This is a genomic window from uncultured Paraglaciecola sp. (assembly GCF_937123705.1).
Classification (GTDB): domain Bacteria; phylum Pseudomonadota; class Gammaproteobacteria; order Enterobacterales; family Alteromonadaceae; genus Paraglaciecola.
This window is the reverse complement of record NZ_CAKZKO010000138.1, coordinates 180,412-198,500: the sequence shown is the minus strand read 5'-3', so window position 1 is coordinate 198,500 and position 18,089 is coordinate 180,412. Positions and strand designations below refer to the sequence as shown.

At 41.0% G+C, this 18,089-nt stretch carries 19 protein-coding genes; 11 read left to right on the top strand and 8 right to left on the bottom strand.

The genetic code is table 11. The features are described from left to right. Nucleotides 1-109: 109 nt before the first annotated feature. Complete coding sequence (locus Q0688_RS18070) at nucleotides 110-1,561, bottom strand: YdiU family protein (RefSeq protein ID WP_299080222.1); 1,452 nt, start codon at nucleotides 1,559-1,561, stop codon at nucleotides 110-112. 97 nt (nucleotides 1,562-1,658) lie between these two features. Between Q0688_RS18070 and Q0688_RS18065 the strand changes: the two genes are divergently transcribed. The 3 genes from Q0688_RS18065 to Q0688_RS18055 all read left to right on the top strand — a co-directional run bounded on the left by Q0688_RS18065 (nucleotide 1,659) and on the right by Q0688_RS18055 (nucleotide 3,359). Next, nucleotides 1,659-1,955: a cytochrome c gene (locus Q0688_RS18065; protein ID WP_299080453.1), complete on the top strand. Its 297-nt coding sequence runs from the start codon at nucleotides 1,659-1,661 to the stop codon at nucleotides 1,953-1,955. 45 nt (nucleotides 1,956-2,000) lie between these two features. Beyond that, complete coding sequence (locus Q0688_RS18060) at nucleotides 2,001-2,582, top strand: HD family hydrolase (RefSeq protein WP_299080219.1); 582 nt, start codon at nucleotides 2,001-2,003, stop codon at nucleotides 2,580-2,582. Between the two features lie 96 nt (nucleotides 2,583-2,678). Beyond that, on the top strand, nucleotides 2,679-3,359 hold the full coding sequence (locus tag Q0688_RS18055) for a glutathione S-transferase (protein WP_299080216.1): 681 nt from the start codon (nucleotides 2,679-2,681) through the stop codon (nucleotides 3,357-3,359). A 78-nt stretch (nucleotides 3,360-3,437) separates the two neighbouring features. On the opposite strand, the gene metJ is transcribed toward Q0688_RS18055, so the two are convergent. Then, on the bottom strand, nucleotides 3,438-3,758 hold the full coding sequence (gene metJ / locus Q0688_RS18050) for a met regulon transcriptional regulator MetJ (RefSeq protein ID WP_299080450.1): 321 nt from the start codon (nucleotides 3,756-3,758) through the stop codon (nucleotides 3,438-3,440). Nucleotides 3,759-3,935: 177 nt separating this feature from the next. Here metJ and metF point away from each other — a divergent pair, with 177 nt between their 5' ends. After that, complete coding sequence (gene metF, locus Q0688_RS18045; RefSeq protein WP_299080214.1) at nucleotides 3,936-4,820, top strand: methylenetetrahydrofolate reductase; 885 nt, start codon at nucleotides 3,936-3,938, stop codon at nucleotides 4,818-4,820. A gap of 37 nt (nucleotides 4,821-4,857) precedes the next feature. Then, nucleotides 4,858-5,757, top strand: coding sequence for a virulence factor BrkB family protein (locus Q0688_RS18040; RefSeq protein ID WP_299080211.1), 900 nt, complete (start codon nucleotides 4,858-4,860; stop codon nucleotides 5,755-5,757). 18 nt (nucleotides 5,758-5,775) lie between these two features. Here the strand turns inward: Q0688_RS18040 and Q0688_RS18035 are convergent, their stop codons facing one another. Further along, a complete protein-coding gene (locus Q0688_RS18035; protein WP_299080208.1) occupies nucleotides 5,776-6,414 on the bottom strand; it encodes a DUF2959 domain-containing protein in 639 nt (212 codons plus the stop codon). 2 nt (nucleotides 6,415-6,416) lie between these two features. Next, on the bottom strand, nucleotides 6,417-6,644 hold the full coding sequence (locus Q0688_RS18030) for a hypothetical protein (RefSeq protein WP_299080205.1): 228 nt from the start codon (nucleotides 6,642-6,644) through the stop codon (nucleotides 6,417-6,419). A 93-nt stretch (nucleotides 6,645-6,737) separates the two neighbouring features. Between Q0688_RS18030 and pip the strand changes: the two genes are divergently transcribed. The 3 genes from pip to Q0688_RS18015 all read left to right on the top strand — a co-directional run bounded on the left by pip (nucleotide 6,738) and on the right by Q0688_RS18015 (nucleotide 9,148). Then, nucleotides 6,738-7,706 (top strand): prolyl aminopeptidase, encoded by a 969-nt coding sequence (gene pip / locus Q0688_RS18025; protein ID WP_299080202.1) that lies wholly within the window; start codon nucleotides 6,738-6,740, stop codon nucleotides 7,704-7,706. Then, on the top strand, nucleotides 7,703-8,140 hold the full coding sequence (gene dtd / locus Q0688_RS18020) for a D-aminoacyl-tRNA deacylase (RefSeq protein ID WP_299080448.1): 438 nt from the start codon (nucleotides 7,703-7,705) through the stop codon (nucleotides 8,138-8,140). Before pip ends, dtd begins: the two co-directional genes overlap by 4 nt. Nucleotides 8,141-8,233: 93 nt before the next feature. Then, nucleotides 8,234-9,148 (top strand): bifunctional GNAT family N-acetyltransferase/hotdog fold thioesterase, encoded by a 915-nt coding sequence (locus Q0688_RS18015; protein ID WP_299080199.1) that lies wholly within the window; start codon nucleotides 8,234-8,236, stop codon nucleotides 9,146-9,148. 72 nt (nucleotides 9,149-9,220) lie between these two features. On the opposite strand, the gene rpoH is transcribed toward Q0688_RS18015, so the two are convergent. Next, a complete protein-coding gene (gene rpoH / locus Q0688_RS18010) occupies nucleotides 9,221-10,075 on the bottom strand; it encodes an RNA polymerase sigma factor RpoH (RefSeq protein ID WP_299080196.1) in 855 nt (284 codons plus the stop codon). Between the two features lie 382 nt (nucleotides 10,076-10,457). On the opposite strand from rpoH, the gene Q0688_RS18005 reads away from it, so the two are divergent. From Q0688_RS18005 to Q0688_RS17995, 3 genes are read left to right on the top strand one after another with little or no spacing between them, the layout of a single operon-like run. After that, complete coding sequence (locus Q0688_RS18005; protein ID WP_299080193.1) at nucleotides 10,458-11,699, top strand: EAL domain-containing protein; 1,242 nt, start codon at nucleotides 10,458-10,460, stop codon at nucleotides 11,697-11,699. Nucleotides 11,700-11,716: 17 nt separating this feature from the next. Then, entirely contained in the window at nucleotides 11,717-12,832 is a 1,116-nt protein-coding gene (locus tag Q0688_RS18000) for a succinylglutamate desuccinylase/aspartoacylase family protein (protein ID WP_299080190.1), read from the top strand. 58 nt (nucleotides 12,833-12,890) lie between these two features. Further along, nucleotides 12,891-14,945 (top strand): neutral/alkaline non-lysosomal ceramidase N-terminal domain-containing protein, encoded by a 2,055-nt coding sequence (locus tag Q0688_RS17995; protein WP_299080188.1) that lies wholly within the window; start codon nucleotides 12,891-12,893, stop codon nucleotides 14,943-14,945. A 64-nt stretch (nucleotides 14,946-15,009) separates the two neighbouring features. Here Q0688_RS17995 and Q0688_RS17990 read toward each other — a convergent pair whose 3' ends face one another. From Q0688_RS17990 to Q0688_RS17980, 3 genes are read right to left on the bottom strand one after another with little or no spacing between them, the layout of a single operon-like run. Beyond that, nucleotides 15,010-15,477: an Lrp/AsnC family transcriptional regulator gene (locus Q0688_RS17990; RefSeq protein WP_299080185.1), complete on the bottom strand. Its 468-nt coding sequence runs from the start codon at nucleotides 15,475-15,477 to the stop codon at nucleotides 15,010-15,012. Between the two features lie 2 nt (nucleotides 15,478-15,479). Further along, on the bottom strand, nucleotides 15,480-16,595 hold the full coding sequence (locus tag Q0688_RS17985) for an anhydro-N-acetylmuramic acid kinase (RefSeq protein WP_299080180.1): 1,116 nt from the start codon (nucleotides 16,593-16,595) through the stop codon (nucleotides 15,480-15,482). 8 nt (nucleotides 16,596-16,603) lie between these two features. Next, nucleotides 16,604-17,899 carry a peptidoglycan DD-metalloendopeptidase family protein gene (locus Q0688_RS17980; RefSeq protein ID WP_299080177.1) on the bottom strand — a complete coding sequence of 432 codons (1,296 nt, stop codon included), beginning with the start codon at nucleotides 17,897-17,899 and terminating at the stop codon, nucleotides 16,604-16,606. Nucleotides 17,900-18,089: the final 190 nt, after the last annotated feature.

The window sequence follows — 18,089 nt, the reverse complement described above, 5'->3', positions numbered from 1 at the left end:
AAAATATGCAGAGTGTTATACGTTGGCGCATATTGCATAATATTACCACTATTTTTTTCAACTCTAGATCGTTCCACGGTTGGTGATATCTATCCAGAGTGCTAGAAGTCTAACTGCTACAGGATATTTCTAAGTGTTTACCCCATTCGGGTGGAGGCGCGGCAAATTGTTTATACTTTGCAATGGTTTCGTATGGATTTTTTAAGGCCTCGAGAAACGTATGAAACATCTCGAAATCTCCTTCTTCAGCACGGTCAATAACTTGTTGCAGAATATAATTACGTAATACAATCTGTGGATTGTGCTGGCGCATTCTACTTTGCCTTTGTGTTTGCTCAATACCTTGCTTGGTTAGCATCAAAATATAATGCTTTGCCCATTCATCAAATCGCCCACGGTCAATAAACTGATCCCGTAATTGAGGATTATCGTTAAAGATATCAAACTCACAAAGCTGTCTAAATGCGAGCGAATAATCTTTCTTCTCAGCTGCTAACATGTCTAACCAGGTATTGATAATGTATGAGTTGGTTTCAGCAACGGCTGGGTTGGGTAATAGTCCTAGCTTGTTGTGCATAAGCGTAGAATATTCTTGTAGCAGTGTGGGTTCGTATAGGCTGAGAGCTTGTTTGATTTGTGCTATTTCGATGTGAGGGGTAAAAGACTGAGCCAAGGCGTTAAGGTTCCATAATCCTATACCCGGTTGACTATCGAAGGAATACCGACCTTGAGGATCTGAGTGATTGCAAATAAATTTGGGATCAAAGTCATCTAAAAACGCATACGGGCCATAATCAAAGGTAATACCATGGATTGACATGTTGTCGGTATTCATAACGCCATGGTTAAACCCAAATGCTTGCCATTTTGCAATTAACTTGGCGGTGTCCATCACGATCTTTTCAAGCATGGCGACATAGGGATTTTCTGCCTTTGCACAGTCTACGAAATGATACTTAAAACAATAGTCAAATAGGTTTTGTAGTTTTTGAGGTTGTTGGCTGTGATAAAAGTATTCGAAATGTCCAAAGCGCAGGTGGCTTTGGCAAACTCTGATCATCTTGGCGCCACGTTCTTGTTTTTCGCGATATACCGCTTCTTCACTTGTGATTAAACACAATGCCCGTGAAGTAGGGACTCCTAAGTAGTGTAGGGCCTCGCTGGCTAAATATTCCCGTATGGTAGAACGTAATACTGCCCGCCCATCGGCAAACCTAGAGTAAGGCGTTGGGCCTGCTCCTTTTAGGTGGAGATCCCAGCGTTGCTTTAGTGAATCGATGGCTTCAGCCAATAACAACCCACGGCCATCGCCTAATTCAGGGTTCCAATGGCCAAATTGGTGTCCGCCATATTTTTGTGCCACAGAATAGCGATTTAACTCTCCGTCTGGTGTATATAAAGCATCAAACAAGTGGATTTGCTGCTGCCACTCTGCGGGTAGGTCTAATTGTGCAGCAAGATCACGATTAAACACCGCTAAGCGTGCATTTAGTAATTTAATTGGCTTGACTTCACTACTCAGTGAAGTAAGTTCTTTAGCAAAAGAATGTTCTAACTTCATATCAAACACTTATTTATTAACACAGTATATTTGTTGTTACTTTCGGGTGTAATACTAAGGATAAATCATGAAAAATCTTCATATCAAATTACTCAGTATGGTTTTTGTTGCAGGAGGCTTCGCCTCGCAACCTATTCTAGCGGCAGATATTGCAGCGGGTAAATCAAAATCTACCACATGTGGTGCCTGTCATGGTGGTAATGGAATTTCCATTATCCCAATGTATCCAAACCTAGCAGGACAGAAAGAGCAGTATTTGGTGTTACAAATGAAAGCATTTCGAGATGGCGAGCGCAAGAATATATCTATGTCACCTATGGCAGCAGGATTGAGTGATACCGACATTGCAAATATATCGGCCTATTACGCAAGTTTAGATCCCTCAGGTAAATAATATGCCAGTTATCCTAGGTTTTACTTTTCATACAACGAGTATTATATGACTGAAAATTTTCAAGCTATCACTCAGTTTATAGTTGAAATTGAAAAGCTAAAAAAAGTTGAACGTAAGATCAAACCTGTAGGTTTGTCCCGTTACGAAAATAGCGCAGAACATAGCTGGCAAATTGCTTTGTTGGCATTAACGTTGTTGCCTTATGCCGAACAAACGCCCGATCCGCTCAAAGTGGTGACTATGTTGCTATTACATGACATTGTTGAAATCGATACAGGTGATAAGTTTGCATACGATGCCAGTCACGATGACTATGAAAATGAGCTGGCGGCGGCCCAAAGAATTTTTGCTATTTTGCCCGACAAGCAAGCACAGAGCTATTTACAGTTGTGGATTGAGTTTGAACATGCTCAAACCTCAGAGGCACAGTTTGCTAAAGCAATCGACAGGCTTATGCCAGTGATTCAAAACCTGCACAATGGCTGCCAAAGTTGGCTTGAGCATGATGTTGCAGTGAGTCAGATTTTGTCTAAAAATTCCGCGATTGAAAAAGCCAATCCGCAATTGTGGCAATATATAATGCAACAAGTTATTGCTATAGGTGAAAAAGTGGGTTTAAGACCCTAGGCCCTTGTTAAAAGCTAGGGAAACTCAGAAATTCAAAACTAATGGCTTGGGACAAGATCCATAAGCCGATGCACGTAACTAATTAAGGAAGGTTTGATGATTGTACTTCACCATTTAAATAACTCACGTTCACAACGTATCTTATGGTTACTCGAAGAACTTAATCTAGAGTACCAAGTGAAGCCTTATCAAAGAGATAGCGTAACCAATCTAGCGCCTAATACTTTGACGCTGATTCACCCACTAGGCAAATCTCCCATCATTACCGATGGGGAGGTGACAGTGGCAGAATCAGGCGCCATCATTGAGTATTTAATAGGCACTTACTTAAACGATAAAAAAGACAATCAGCTTAGGGACCCTGAGCGCGGAACGGAAGAGCACCGGCAATATACGTATTGGTTGCACTTTGCCGAAGGGACACTGATGCCGCCATTTGTGGCTAAACTGGTATTGGATAAAGTCAGAGTCAGCGCCAAACCGTTTTTTGTTAAAATGATCGCTAACAAGATTGTTGATCAATTGATGGCGTCCTATTATGGGCCGATTATCGCCAAGAATATGGATTATATAGAAAGCCATTTAAGCCATAATAAGTGGTTTGCTGGCGATGAGTTGTCAGGTGCTGATATACAAATGAGCTTTCCACTTGAAGCGGCTGTGGCGCGAGGAACAACTCAAGAATTTCCAAATATCACTAAATTTGTAGAAACTATCCACGCCAGACCAGCCTACCAAGCGGCTTTAGAAAAAGGCGGGAAATACGATTATGTTTAGGGCCAGCCTAATTTTGTAGAGCGCTTGGTTCCCCCAAAAAAAATGGCTTAAACTTTATTTAAGCCATTTTACTTATTGTTATTCCTCTTCTTCCGTTTCTAACACTATTCCCATTTCTTGCATCAATTTTTGCGCTTCTTTAGGGATAAGCTGGGTGTTGTCTTTTTCTAAATCTTCATCGTCGGGTAAAGGTTGCCCAGTGAAGGCATGAAGAAAGGCTTCACACAGTAACTCTGAGTTAGTTGCGTGACGTAAATTATTTACTTGGCGACGGGTGCGTTCGTCAGTGAGTACCTTTAAAACTTTGAGAGGGATAGACACAGTGACTTTTTTCACCATCTCACTTTTTTTACCATGTTCTGCGTACGGGTGAATGTATTCACCATTCCATTTTGTCAAATTTGCCATTCTTATAATCTTTTATCTTACTTATGCACTGAAATTCTAAACATTACCTGCAAAAGGTCAATGATAGACTGCTAATACTGCTCTAGAGTGGAATAAACACCTTGACGTCTTAACCTACAAATTATAGTTTAGACGTCTAAACGGCTAAACTATAATTTGGAGTAACCTATGGCGTCGTACGCACAAGGTGTAGATGCATTAAATCAATCATTGTCTGAGGTTCAAGGGATTGATGTGTCTTTTGAATTTTTTCCGCCGAAAACCGAATCTATGGAACAAACCCTGTGGAAATCTGTGGAGCGCTTAGCACCGCTTAAGCCGTCTTATATGTCGGTCACTTATGGTGCTAACAGTGGCGAGAGAGATAGAACTCATGATGTGGTGAAACGCATCCAGACTGAAACAGGAATTCAAGCTGTACCGCATTTGACTTGTGTCGATGCTACTCGAGAAGAGCTTATTGAGATTGCTAAAGATTATTGGCAAAGCGGGATCAGGAAAATAGTCGCATTGCGTGGTGACCTACCAGCAGGAGTAGAAAAACCACAGTCTTACGCCTCGGATTTAGTCACTTTGCTAAAAGATGTTGCGGACTTTGACATTGCGGTAGCTGCTTATCCTGAAAAGCATCCCGAGGCACCAAATAGTCAATTTGATTTGCTTAATTTGAAACGTAAGGCAGATGCCGGAGCGAGCGAAGCAATTAGCCAATTTTTCTTTGATGCAGAAGTGTTTTTGCGTTTTCGTGATCGCGCTGCGGCTACTGGTATTGATTTAGATATTGTGCCAGGCATATTACCGGTCACGAACTACCAAACTTTACAGCGTTTTGCGGGATTCACTAACGTACATGTCCCCCAGTGGTTGCACAAGATGTACGGTGGTTTAGATAAAGACGATCAGACTACACGTAATCTAATGGGAGCAAACATCGCCATGGATATGGTAAAAGTGTTGGCTAAGGAAGGGATCCGAAAATTTCATTTCTATACGTTAAATCGTAGTGAATTAAGTTATGCCATTTGCCATATGCTAGGTGTTAGAGCAGACTAAAGATAATTAAGTTGAAAAACTAAGCGATGAGATATTAATGCAGTCCCCTTCTTTCCAAGTCACTAGCGTACAGCAAGCTTTAAAAGTAGTGAAAGTTTTTTTCTTATTGCTTTTGAGGCATTGTAAGCAAGATAAAATAACTGTATCAGCAGGACACCTAGCCTATGTGTCTTTGTTATCACTGGTACCATTTATTATGGTGGTATTTACCTTTTTGTCGGCATTTCCTGCTTTTGCTCAAATAAGGGCTGATTTAGAAGCACTGGTTTTTACTAGCTTTGTGCCTGCAGCCGGTGACCAATTACAGACCTATATGACAGAGTTTGTTGGCAATGCCTCTGGGATGGGAGTAATTGGTATATTATCTTTGGTGGTGGTCGCTTTACTGTTGATATCGAACATTGATAAGACCCTAAATAGCATTTGGCAATCTAAAAATGAGCGTCCTCTTATTTTTACATTTGCTATATATTGGATGGTGTTAACCTTAGGGCCACTTTTGATGGGCTCAAGTGTGGCTATTAGTTCATATGTGATTGGTTTGGCGAATTACGCTAAAGAATATACTCCAGGTTTGAGCACAGTGTTACTTAAAGCATTACCTTATATCACGTCAATTATTGCCTTTTTTCTTATTTACATGTTGGTTCCGAATAAAAAAATCGATCCCAAACATGCAGCCTTTGGTGCTTTAGTGGCAGCAATTTTATTTGAAGCTAGTAAAAAGGCCTTTGCTTTATATGTGACCAGTTTTCCATCTTACCAGCTTATTTATGGTGCCTTAGCGGTAATCCCTATTCTGTTTGTATGGATTTATTTATCTTGGGTGGTGGTATTAGTAGGGGCAGAGGTGACTCATGTACTAGAGGTGTTTTTACATGATGAGCCAGAAGAAACCTTTACTGAAGATGATGACGAACTGAGTCCGTCATCATAATTTTGATATTAAGGGTAACTATTGGCTTTGCATACTTGTGATAAAGCTATTTGATTCAGCAATGGCTTTATTCATTTCTGAAACAAGCTGATTAATTTCTCTTTTTATACCGTTAAATTCTCCCTGCAAAGCCCCTATGGCACTGGCATTTAGGTTGTGTTTTAGATATAGCACATTATCTTCTAAAGCAGACAAAACAGGAGGCATTTTGCTCTCTGCTTTACGCATGGCACTCACTAATGACTTATATCGTCTTTGGGTGTCTTTTAGTTTGCGAAGGCTATCTCGCTTCAGTGTCGCATTGCTGTATTTTTCTAATTCTTGTTGCCATTCGTCAAACAATGCTTCGGCCACACTTTCTACTTTATCAATGCGCGTAGTGACCATGTCAGCTGAATCGACACTTGCCTCAAATTGATCTTTGAGCTGCTCATACACCTCTTGTAATTCACCGCCATCAAAGTTTATTAAGGTGCTAAACTCTTCTAAAGCCGAACTAAATTGTTGCTGTGCTTCTTCTTGAGAGTCTTTTGCGTCCTCTACTCGGTCGACTAAAATGTCTCGTTTTTCAACCCCCACTTTTTCCCATGCGGCATAATAAGCACTTTGGCATGCAGTAAAAAAAATAATGGTTGTTAGCAAGATCAACTTTTTCATGTTTAACCTTTATATCGAGCGGCATCAATGATTGCCCAAATTTGAAAGATAAAGCCAAATACGGCCATAAAAAATAAAATCCCCGTAGCAGCCAGCGCATAGTTAACGCTCACCAACACAAAAAATATAAGGGCAGCTAAAATTCGACCTTGAACTAGTTGACCTAAACCAGGAATAAAAAAACTGCATATGGCAGCTAATACATTGCCACCTGAACCTTGTTCTGACATATTTTGTCTCCGTTTAATAAATTAATTTTTAGGTATGTTAGTAATAAATTAAAGCATTACTGAGAAATAAACAAATAGGATATGTAAATTCATATGACTCAACTCTTCCCTGAGATCCACTCCTTCAAGTCAGAGATGTTGGAGGTAACGGATGGACATTCAATATATTTAGAGCAAACAGGAAACCCTAAAGGTATTCCTGTTCTTTATTTACATGGTGGGCCTGGGGCGGGAATAGGCAAGGATTATCGTCGCTTTTTCGACCCAGATAAATATTGGATAATTGGCTTCGATCAAAGAGGGTGCGGTAAATCCATACCTTTTGGTGAACTTGAAGACAATAACAGTGATGCCCTTGTTGAAGATGTACTGCGAATTCATAAATACCTTAATATCGACAAGTGGGTGTTATTCGGTGGTTCTTGGGGTTCAACTTTGGCTTTGCTGGTGGCAATTCGACAACCAGAGAGTGTGATTGGCCTTATTCTAAGGGGGATCTTTCTTGCAAGAGAGCAAGATTATAGGTGGTTTTTGGAAGCATCGGGTGGGGCTGCGCAGTTGTTTCCTGAATATTATCAAGACTTCTTACAGCCAATTGAAGGTTCCATAGACGATATTTCAGTTGTTGATGCATATTATCGAATATTCAAAAGCGACAATGAATTACAAAAAATGGCGGCAGTTAAAGCTTGGTGTTTGTGGGAGGCGAGGATAAGCCGTTTACATTGCCAGTTTGATGAAGCTGAGTTGGTTTCAGATGTTCATCGCGCTATTAGTTTGGCCATATTGGAGTGTCATTACATCAAACATCTTTGCTTTATTCCCGAAAACTACATTTTGCAAAATATTCATAAAATTCAACATTTACCAGTGAGTATTATCCATGGCCGTTACGATTGTGTATGTAAGATTGAAGCCGCGTACTCACTAAGCCAAAACTGGCAAAATAGTCAACTCAGCATAGTGCCAGAATCAGGTCATAGCGCTAGCGAGAAACGTATTACCCAAGCCCTATGTTCAGCTAGCCAAGCTATGGCCAAATTTTGGCTAGAACAGCCATGATTGCCCTTATCCAAAGAGTCAAACAGGCAAAAGTAGAGGTTGACGGCAAAATTGTTGGGGAGATCAATCATGGGATATTGATTTTACTTGGAGTTGAAAAAAATGATGATCAGGCAAAAGCGAAGAAACTGGCTCAAAAGGTAATGAATTATCGAATATTCGCCGACCAACAAAGTAAAATGAATCTCAATGTCCAACAAGTACAAGGTGAACTGCTGGTAGTGTCACAATTTACCTTAGTGGCAAATACACAAAGTGGTAACCGCCCCAGTTTTTCTGCTGGCGCATCGCCAAAATTAGGCGAGCAGCTCTACCAATATTTCATGGAGTGTTGCCATCAAAATGGTATGCGGTGTGAGAGCGGAGAGTTTGGGGCTGATATGCAGGTTTCTTTGATAAATGACGGACCTGTCACTTTTCAACTTCAAGTATAGTTTGCTGACTTTGGCATTATACGTTTTAATGGTTAACTGCGTTTAGATTGCTTTATATTCGGTGTGTTGGGAAGTATAGGAACCCTTTATTAAATGTATAAAATTGATATCCCTACTAGTGAACAAGATTTTGAGGACTATTTTACGTTTCGTTGGAAAATGTTACGTGAACCGTGGAAGTATCCTTTAGGATCTGAAAAAGATGAATACGAGCAAGTCAGTCAACATAGGATGATCCGTGATACTGCTGGTAATGTTGTTGCTGTAGGTCGTATGCATATGAATTCATCTGAAGAAGCGCAAGTGCGACATGTAGCCGTAGATAAGTCTGTGCAAAACAAAGGACTAGCGCGGATGTTAGTGTCAGCTCTGGAATCCGTCGCTCGCTCAGAAGGCGCCGAGCGTATAGTAACCAATAGCACACAGTTAGCGATTGGCTTTTTTCAAAGTATGGGATTTGATCTGCAAAGTGAAGTCACAAATGAGATGGGCGAGCAACAAAGAAGTCCCATGGTAAAACGCTTGGTTGACCCCAATAGTATTATGATTCACCCCAAGTGGTGCAAGTTATTGCAAGACACATGGCACGATACGATCCCCATTAGTGAACAGATGGGGATCAAATTGCACCAATATACCGGTCGTACATTTGAAACCCGAGCCTCACTAAATAAAAACATTAATCTTCATGGCACTATGTTTGCGGGCAGCATCTTTTCGCTGGCTACACTAACTGGTTGGGGGATGATATTTTTACAACTTAAAGAGAAAGGATTAAATGGCGAAATTGTATTAGGTGATGGCAATATCCATTACCATAAACCTATCACCATGCAGCCTCGAGCATTATGTAATATCGAATCACTGACGGGCAAACTTGAGCCTTTGAGTAACAATAAAAAATGCAAAATTAATCTAAATGTTGCTATTTTGGATGGCGACAATGCAGTTGCGGAATTTTCAGGGGTGTTTTGGGTATTGCCGCCGCACGATGAGCTTGAATCTTGAATTAATTTTAGGCAATAAAAAAGCGCGAGATACGCGCTTTTTTGAGATTAATGGCGAGTAACTAATATGGCGTTAAGCCGCCATAGCACCCTGAAGTTTTTTCATGGCATTCTTTTCGATTTGACGAACACGCTCTGCAGACACTTGATATTTATCGGCTAAATCTTGCAAAGTCGTTTTATCATCAGACAACCATCGAGTTTGGATGATGTGCTGACTACGGTCGTCAAGTGTTTTAATTGCCGCGTATAATCTACCAGAAGCATTAGAATCCCAGTCCGCGTTAATCACTTCAGATTCTACATCAGTGGTTTTATCTTCGAGAAATTGTACTGGTGCAAAGCTACCGCTTTCGTCATCATCAGCAGACAAATCGAAAGCTTGATCGTGACTGCTCATACGCGCTTCCATTTGCAGTACTTCTTTAGTGCTTACGCCCAAGTCTTCTGCTACTTTTTGAACCTCAGCATGAGTAAACCAGCCAAGACGCTTTTTATTTTTACGAAGATTGAAAAATAATTTACGCTGAGCTTTAGTGGTTGCTACCTTAACTATCCGCCAGTTCTTTAATACAAACTCGTGTATTTCGGCTTTTATCCAGTGAACAGCAAAAGAAACCAAACGCACCCCAACTGTAGGATCGAAGCGTTTAACTGCTTTCATTAAGCCAATGTTGCCTTCTTGAATCAAATCAGCTTGAGGTAAACCATAACCAGAATAGGATTTTGCAATATGCACCACAAAGCGCAGATGAGACATAATAAGCTTTCTTGCAGCTTGTAAATCACCATCTTCTTGTAGGCGTTCAGCTAACCCACGCTCGTCCTCGGCGGTCAGCATATCAATACTACTTACTGCTTGAACGTAAGTTTCGATGCTGCCTGTCTGTGGGACGGTTAATGTCAATGCGCGTAAATCTGTACTCATAGTTACCTCGTATAACACTGTGGCTCGCGATTCTAGCAAAAATAAAACTGCTCTGCGACCTTAATTCAATCAAAAAAGTTGGGAGTATCTGCCCTTATTTAGTAGACAGTTAACTTTTACAAAAATTCCAACCTAACAGACATTGGGATAAATAAAATTATTTCAAGCTATAAGGAGTGAAATAGATCATTTTAATTTAAATAGTGAATGACTAGGTGGCTCATTGCTTTGCAGTCATTTACAACTTAGGTTATTGAGCAAAAACTCTATATGTAATGAGCGATGTACTCATGTGTTTTTTTTTTATACTATGTGATTCAACTAAGGTGGTTTGGCACTAGATTAGCGGATCACCAACAATGAAAACTTAGACAGGATGTATATGTTTGCTTTTATTGCTCGCCAACCAATATTAGATATCAATAAAGAAGTTTTTGCCTATGAACTATCTTTTAGAGATGGAAAAAATAACTGCTTCCCAAGCGTAGCAAGGGATGAGGCAACGACCAAACTTATTGCCAAGAATTATCAAACGCTAGGTTTGGATGACATCTCTTGCAATAAAAAATCATTTATTAGTTTTCAGCCCGAAACCCTCATGAACGGCTTACCTTCTTCTCTTGATCCTGAAAGTGTTGTTGTGGAGTTGGCAGTAAATCAAAGTGGCAACAGTGACCTAATAGATATGTGTAAGCATGTAAAAAAGATGGGTTACAAAATTGCTTTAGAAGACAACACGCTAAAGCCAAGCTTAACTGAATTTTTGCCTTATGTTGATATGCTTAAAGTAAACTCAAATCATGAAAACCTAGATTTTTTAACAAAAAATGTGCGTTGGTTGATGGACGCTAATGTGCAATTGATTGCAGATAAAGTTGACTCTCAAGAAAATTTCAGTGTTTTTAAGGATATGGGGTTTGACTATTTTCAAGGCTATTTCTTCGCTAAGCCAGAAGCTGTAGAAAACGAAAACCTACCCACTTCTAAGTTAGCTTTAGTTGAATTAATGGGGGCAAGTTCTAGCGAATCTTTTGACTTAGAGAGTATTAATAACGTAATAGAACACGATGTAGGCTTGTCTTACATGCTACTGCGGTTTATCAACAATCCCACTATTAACAAACGTTACAAGATAACGTCTCTGCGTCATGCCCTCAATTATATGGGCGAAGTAGAAATCAAGAAATTCATAGCGTTGCTGGCCTTAGCTAACCTATCTGATAATAAACCTTTAGAACTATTACACTTATCCTTAGTTAGAGGAAAGTTTTGTGATCTTGTGGGGACCGAAAAAAATATTGGCAGTAATCCACCTACCGCATTTTTGGTGGGATTGTTTTCGATGTTAGATGCTTTACTTGATCAAAAGATGGAAACCTTGGTAGAAAAAATGCCATTAGTTGATGAGGTAAAAGAGGCGTTGTGCGGTGGTCAAAACGAGTTATCTATGTATTTAATGTTGGTTAAAGCTTTCGAAAGTGGTAATTGGTTGAAAGTCATTAGAATGGCCAAGGTATTAGAAATAGATCAAAAATTGCTACACAGCCTGTTCAACGAAGCTATTCTCTGGGGGAATGGCGTTCGCAGGTCTATTTCTCCACATTTTCCAGAATCAAAAGCCTAACCTTCCAAGACGATTTCATGAATAAGCTACTCAAAGAGCACTTAGTGGTGGCGCAGAATGCTTCAGGTCGCAACATGAATGTGCCTTTGTATCGGTTTGTGGGTGAAAAACCTGGGCCTAAAGTTTATATTCAGAGTTCAATTCACGGCGCAGAAGTACAAGGCAATGTGGTTATTTATCAGCTTATTCAATGGCTTAAAACGCATCCAATCTGTGGTGAAGTGTTGTTGGTACCTAACTGCAACCCTGTGGGAACAAATATAAAAGCCGGCGAATATACCTTAGGGCGTTTTGACCCTGTTAACGGTACTAATTGGAATCGTGGGTATTTCTATGACGAGGCTTTTATTCATGAATTTGCGCATAGTGTGAATGATAATGAAACAACTCAGTCTATCAAATCCCGATTTCGCCAAGAAATGCAGCAGCAGTTACAAGCTCGGTTAGATGCAGTTTGGGGAATGGGTCTAGCCCAACACCTTAATTTAAAGTTGCAGCAATTAGCCTTTGATGCCGATTATGTGTTGGACTTACATAACGGCCCCGTGTCAACGCGGCATATATATGTGCCTGAATATGTTAAGGATTCTGCGCGTTTATTTAATATCCCCCATGTGATTTTTATGCCAAATGTGTTTTCGGGTGCTTTGGATGAAGCCATGTTTTGTCCATGGTGGTTATTAACAGATTTAGTTACCAGTAAGCGCCAACAGCCAATCGATTTTGGGGTTGAAGCCTTTACATTAGAAATGGGCAGCCAAGAAGTGATCAGTTTTCAAGACGGCCAATATGATGCTAATAGCATTTTGACGTTTTTGACTGCCAAAGGGTGCTTACCCCATAGTGCCATGATGCCAGAAAACATGTCACGCAAAGCCGTCTCCTTGAGTCACTATAAAACGCTGTATATCCAGCAAGGTGGCATAGTGGAATACATCGCCAAACCTGGTGATAGCCTCAAAAAGGGCGAAGTATTAGCTAGGGTGCTTAATGTTGACAATTTGGATTCAGATAAAGCTACAAGCGATATATTGGCACCTTGTGACTTGGTCGCTATATTACACTTTCCCTCCGCTTCTGTATTAAGCGGTACCCAGTTGTATAAGTGTTTTACAGATTATTGTGAGCTGTAGTAAGGGCTTATTGGGTCGAAAATCAACTTCGCCAATCAATATAATAATGAGACACACTATGTTTTCTAAACACCTCAGTTACGTGATTTTTTTATTTTTATCCATGATTGAAAGCTCTAACCTCTTGGCGAATACCAGCAGTGGTGTAGTAGACAATGAAAAATGGAATCAATATATAATAGGCGCAGGCATTGCAGATGTAACCGGCCCCGCCTTGGGAAATCCCATGTGGGGTTATGGTAAACCTGGGCAAAACACTGAAGGTATTCACACCCGCTTAAAATCTCGGGCTTTTATATTTGTAGATCCTGCAAGCAAAAATCGCTTATTGTTTGCAAGTGTAGATATCGGCAATATCGAACACCATGTTTTTCTTGAAGTGCTTGACAGATTGCAGGTTCATTATGGGGACATTTACAATTTAGGTAACACTATTTTGTCTGCGACCCATACTCACTCTGGGCCAGATGGCTATACCCATACACGCATTTCTGGGAGTATAGCTGGGATGCTCGACCCTATGCATTTTGAGCGCATCGTTAGCGGTATAGTTAGCTCCATAGTTGCGGCTCATAACAATCTGCAACCCGGTAATATCTTAATCAATAGAGGCGATGTAATAGGTGCAGGTGCAAACCGTTCGATGAAGGCCTATAACGCCAATCCTGCGAGTGAACGAACTCAATATACTCATGCCATGGACTTAAATATGACCTTGTTACGCCTGCAACGAGAGTCGGGTGCATTTGCGTCTATCAATTGGTTTGCGGTGCATCCAACGTCAATGACATTTGATAACAAGTTGATTTCGAGCGATCACAAAGGTTATGCCTCACTCACATGGGAGCAGACTGCAAAAAATGATGACAACGACAACTTGAGCGATGACTTTATTGCCGCTTTTGCTCAATCTACGCCTGGTGATGTCACCCCAAATCTCAACTTGAATAATACTGGGCCTGGCGATAACGACATGGCCTCCACGCAAATAATTGGCCAGCGACAATTGGATGTGGCTCAAAGGTTATTTAACAGCGCAACCAAGAGGGTGACAGGACCCATAGATAGTCGCCAGTTATACATCAATATGGCTAATTTCAAGGTCAGTGATACCTTTACAGGTGCTGGCGAGCAAACAACCTGTCCTTCGGCTTATGGCTATGCCTTTGCAGGTGGATCCACCGAAGATGGCGGTGGACACTTTCTGTTTAGTGAGGGCATGAAACAACAAAAGTGGTGGCTAGACCTAATAATAAGAGTAGTAGTAGGCACTGAGCCTTGGACACAATCGGTGAAAGATTGCCAGTCGCCAAAGCCTATTTTATTCGAAACAGGTAGTGGCGCCGAACCGCTGCAGTCACAAATCCGCTCTTTGACCGTTGCTAGGCTAGGCTCGTTAGCCATAGTCGCAATGCCGACAGAAATAACCACTATGTCGTCGCGGCGTATTCAGCAAGCGGTAAAAGCGGCATTGGGGCCTTGGGTCGAACATATTGTGATCGCCGGTTATTCCAATGGTTATGGCGGATATATCACCACTCCTGAAGAATATGAAACCCAGCAATATGAAGGTGGGCACACTGTACATGGAAAATGGACGCTGCCGGCTTACATTCAGGCGCTCAGCGGCTTAGCTAAATCGCTAGATGATGCAAACATAACCTTAGATAATCTAGAATATGACGACTGGCGCAACAAGGCGCAAACCGTTAATTTATTTGCAGACAAGGTCGATACTGTCCCAAATGGTCAGTCTTTTGGCGAAGTGATGACGATAAACAAGGTATCACTCAGAAGTGGCGAAACCGTAACTGTGGATTTTTGGTCTGGGCATCCTTCTACTGGTTATCGTAAGGATGATACTTTTGTAATCATTGAGCAAAAACAAGGCAGTATATGGGTGCCAGTATTAAGTGATATGGCGTGGTCAACTGTGATTCGTTGGAAAGAGCAGGGCAGTGGACTGCTAGCTGCAGTAAGTTGGACTGTGCCTAAGAGCATTGCGAATGGGACATACCGCATTAAGCATTTAGGTAATTATCGGCTCACTCAACATGAATTCAAGCTGTTTGAAGGGGTTTCACCTAATATCACTGTGGTAAGCTCTCAGTAGCGCGCCTCGATATAATGCGATAATTTATTCGAGAGTCGAACTTTAAAAGAGCAAATCTTGGTCATTATACTTTTGGCAGTTCAGTACCCTTTACATGGTCGTAAATAAGCGCCGTTTCCACATGATTAACTTCTTTTCTTGCGGTAATCGCATTAAACACAAAGTTTCGTAAGTGTTCGGTATCACTTAAGCTAGCATGGAGTAAAAAGTCATTTTCTCCGCCCATATGATACAGGCTGATGACTTCTGGCAATAAGGTTAACTGTGTTTGAAAAGTATCTATTGTGGGTTGGCTATGATCCGACAATCGAATCGAAATCATCACTTGAATATTGCCGCCTAAAGCTTGGAAGTCGACATTTAGCTGTGCCCCTTTTATTACCTGATCACTTTGTAGCTTTTTTATTCGTTCAAGACATGAAGAAGGGGCCAGCCCTGCAAGCTTCGCAATGTCCTTATTATTCATTCTAGCGTCTTTGTATAAGGCCGCCAAAATGCTGAGGTCTGTTTTATCTAAGTGGCGTTGCATCATGGTTATATTTTACCTGGGCAGTAAGTGCCCAGCACCGCACCTTTTGTTGCGCCGGTTACACTTGCGATACTGCCTTGAATATTATTGAAATGAGCATAGGCAAGCCATGCAAATGCCATAGCTTCAACAGCATCGGCTTCGACCCCGAGGTCATCTGTGGTGAAAAAATCACATTCATGAAGCTCAGATTCAAGTTCTTCTACAAGGAATTCATTTCGCGCACCACCACCACAAATATACACTTGTTCAACATCTCTAAATTGTAAAACTTGCGTGGCGATAGTGGATGCAGTCAACATAACTAAAGTCGCCTGCACCACTTGTGGATCTAACTGACGGGGTAATTTATCGATATTTTGTTGTAACCAAGTCAAGTTAAATTCTTCACGTCCGGTACTCTTAGGTGCCAGTTGCGAAAAGTAAGGATGTTTGCTTAGTAATTGCAATAGTTCAGGATCTCCAGACCGTTGTGCAGCCCATTGACCTTTTTCATCATAGTCTTGCCCAGTATGCAGCTTACACCAAGCATCTAATAAGGTATTCCCAGGGCCAGTGTCGTATCCAATAATGTCATCAGATGTACCTTTTGGTAAATAGGTAAGATTTGCAATGCCACCTATATTCACCACAATACGGGATAGTGTTGGGCTGGAAAATACCGCTTTATGAAAAGCAGGGACTAAGGGAGCGCCTTGGCCGCCTAAGGCAATATCTTTACGTCTAAAATCGGCAACCACGTCAATACCCGTCAACGCTGCCAGGGTATTAGGATCGCCTATTTGCAAACTAAAACTGTGCTGGCCGCTGGGGATATGGCGAATAGTTTGACCGTGCGAGCCTATGGCTTTTATCTGATCAGGGCGCACATAATTGTTTTTTAACAATTGCAGTGATGCCTCTGCGAAGACTTTTGCAACCTCTCGATCGGCGCGCCCCATCTGTTCTATCTCATTTCCTGAAGGGGCACACAATTGGTGTAATTGACTAGTTAAAGAAGGTGGAAAAGCAAAGGTTTGAGAATCTAATAATCTAGGATGAGGTCCCGAAAAATCTACCAATGCCGCATCGACACCATCAATACTGGTGCCCGACATTAAACCAAGATATAGCTGTGGCATAACTGCCCTTAATTCATTGCCAACATAATACGTTTGCTATTGTTTAATTGTTGTAGCCTAGTGGTGGCGATATCAATAAACTTAGCTTTTTCTTTTTTGGCTATAGGTTGTGCTTTGGGTAAATTTACCGTGCGTGGGTTGCGATGTACACCGTTGACTAAAAATTCATAGTGTAAGTGCGGGCCTGAAGCCAAGCCTGTTGAGCCTACCGTACCAATTAATTGCCCTTGCTTAACTGTTTGACCTCTTTTCACTTTGCGTTTGGTAAAGTGCAGGTATTTAGTGACATATTTTTCACCGTGCTGAATAAAAACATGGTGGCCATTGTACTTGTTATAAGCAGCCCTGATGACTTTTCCGTCACCGGCAGCGATAACAGGGGTACCGCGATCAGCCGCGTAGTCTACACCTCTGTGAGCTTTCCAGCGTTTTTGCACCGGATGAAAGCGCTTTTTCTTGAAGCTTGAACTGATATATCTAAAGTTAACCGGCGCTCGTAAAAAACTCTTACGCATGCTGCGGCCTTCTGGGGTGTAAAAGTTGCCATCGTCGTAACGTATGGCTGTGTATGTCTCACCCTGATTCACAAACTGAGCAGCAATTATATTCCCGTTTTCGACAAACTCACCATTAATATAATGCTCTTCAAACATCACATAAAAGCTATCGCCGGCCCTAAGGCCAAGGGCAAAATCTATATCCCAGCCAAAAATGCCGGCTACTTGCATAATTTGATTGTTGCTTAAATTGGCTTTTAGACCAGCATTCCAAAAGCTGTTGGTAACATCGCCTTGGGTGTAATTTAATCGAGTGTCTAGGTCGAGTGTCTTAACTTGACTACTAAAGCTATTGTCTTGATTTTGAGTAATGACTAAAGTGTCAGTATTGGAGTAAGGGTAGTGTAATGATGTCAACTGGCCTTGCTGATCAATGTGCAATTCTAATACTTCACCGGGCAATATTTTTAGTAATTTTTTAGCGAGTTTACCTGCTTTGCTGACACGATAGGTTTGCTGTGGCGACAAGCCGTTACGTTTGAAAATGATAGCTAAGTTATCACCTTGCTTAACCACAACAGACTTAACTTTTGTGGTTTCTTCTAAACCCGTAAAATTTTCAACAGAAAAGTTATCAAAGTTAACGTCTAAATCATAACGTTTACCAATCTCTAAAGCTGGCTTGGGGTTTTTATATGCATTGACCGGTTCAGAGGGTAATAAAAACAACACAAACAAAAATCCAGCGATTCCAGAAATAACCCATTTGTGGGGTTTAGGCATATTTTTTAACGACTTTTTAATCACAAATACAACACAGAATATAGAACTTAGCTGCAGAATATACGTATTGTGAGTAATTTTCTAGTTGCTGGTGGTTTTTTGAACGATTTTTTGGGTGTGGTTTTGGGGCTTAAGTTATCTTAAAAAATACCATAGGCCTTTCATTACTTGGGCTTGGCACGTAAAATGTCGACCATGAGATTAACAGTATATT